Raw genomic sequence first — 1564 nt, forward strand, 5'->3', positions numbered from 1 at the left:
CCTAACAATTCCGTAAGGAGCTTCCTGTCAACTCCGAGTGCATGAGCGCCGCGCCTGAGCGTTGAGGCATTTGCTGTTCTCCTGTTGTCGGGTATTGCAGTAACACTCGCCAGAGTGATCTGTGATCAAAGCGTTGCCAGACTGCATTTCCGTAATCGGTCTTGTTGGATCGGCGTTACTGATCCGGACCAGGGTAAAAACCGCACCCGAAGGCCTCTCTCATTCATCGGTTTCGCCCATGCACGGGGATCAGCCGTGTCATGCGATGGCGCCACCTTGTTAGTCAGGCTCTCTCCGGGACGGTCTGACCGCTTGCTACCTCGTCGCTCTGGCGTTGGACCTCGTGCGCCGTGCCCCGCTTTCAGGCGGCCATGACGTGTGTCTTGCGCTTTGCCGGCCTCTGCACCATCGGGTGCCTGAGCCAGGCTTCGGCGTCGTAATCCTCATCACGTACCAGCATTGCCCACAGCTGCCGCGCGTGTTTGTTGGCGATCGCCACCAGCATCTTTCCGAAGGGCATGCGTTGCGCCAAGCCGCGGATCCAGATCTGCTCGGCACTCGCCTTCTCCAGCGCAACCGCATTCGCCCGCTGCAAACTGCTTCTCGCGCCTTGGATCAGCAAGGTGCGCAAATAACTGTCGCCGCGACGGCTGATCTGCCCGAGGCGTTGCTTGCCGCCGCTGGAGTGTTGCGTGGGCGTTAGGCCCAGCCATGCCGACAGCTGCCGGCCGTGCGTGAACTCGCGGCCATCGCCGATCGTGGCAACTATCGCATCGGCGGTCAGCGGTCCCACACCGAGCATCTGCTGGGCGCGCCGGCTGCGCACATCGGCTTTTGCATGCTTAGCGATGCCGGCATCACAAGCGGCAATCCGCTCGCGCACCTTTTGCCAGTGTTGCTGCAGATCATCGAGCAGCCCATGCAGCATCGCCGGCAACTGCTGGCGCACGGTCTCATCCCCAAGCGCCCGACGCAGCGCGTGGTCGCTGCGTGCCACCACCACGCCGAACTCGGCCAGCAGCCCGCGCAGGCGGTTGCTGATCGCCATGCCTTCGGCTTTATAGCCTTCGCGCACGCGATGCCAACTCAGCCGCGCCTGCTGGTCGACCGTCTTCACTGCCACGAAGCGCATGTTGCCCTGTCGCGCCGCGGTCGCGATCGCCTCGGCATCGTTGCGGTCGTTCTTGTTGCCCTGCGACTTGCGGAACGGTTTGACGAACTGCGCCGCCATCAGGCGCGGCACCAGCCCGTGCGCAAGGCAGCGACGCGCCCAGTGATGCGCCCCGCTGCACGCTTCCATCGCCACCACTGTGCCGGGCGGCAGTTGGGCCAGCCATGCGGCAAAGGCATCGCGCTTGAGGTCCCGACGCTGCCGGACCCGGCCGCCAGCGTCCAGCTCGGCCACTGCAAACACCTGCTTTGCCAGGTCCACACCCATGGTTATAGTGCCCATTGGAGACTTCCCCTTCATTTGATTGTTCGTCGAAACACAATCATGGCACTCGATGCCGAGCGGCTTGCCGCTGAAGTGGGAAGTCTCCTTTTTACTCATTCAAGCCGATGC

At 63.0% G+C, this 1564-nt stretch carries 1 protein-coding gene; it reads right to left on the bottom strand.

Features of this window, described 5'->3' with window-relative positions; translation table 11 throughout:
• Positions 1-361: 361 nt before the first annotated feature.
• On the bottom strand, positions 362-1453 hold the full coding sequence (locus tag J2X52_RS17390; RefSeq protein WP_310156401.1) for an IS110 family transposase: 1092 nt from the start codon (positions 1451-1453) through the stop codon (positions 362-364).
• Positions 1454-1564: the final 111 nt, after the last annotated feature.

Source organism: Luteimonas sp. 3794 (assembly GCF_031456825.1).
Classification (GTDB): domain Bacteria; phylum Pseudomonadota; class Gammaproteobacteria; order Xanthomonadales; family Xanthomonadaceae; genus Luteimonas.

Bases quoted from the DNA above. Each gene is read 5' to 3' on its own strand.
- J2X52_RS17390 (WP_310156401.1), bottom strand. From the start codon at position 1,453: ATGGGCACTATAACCATGGGTGTGGACCTGGCAAAGCAGGTGTTTGCA.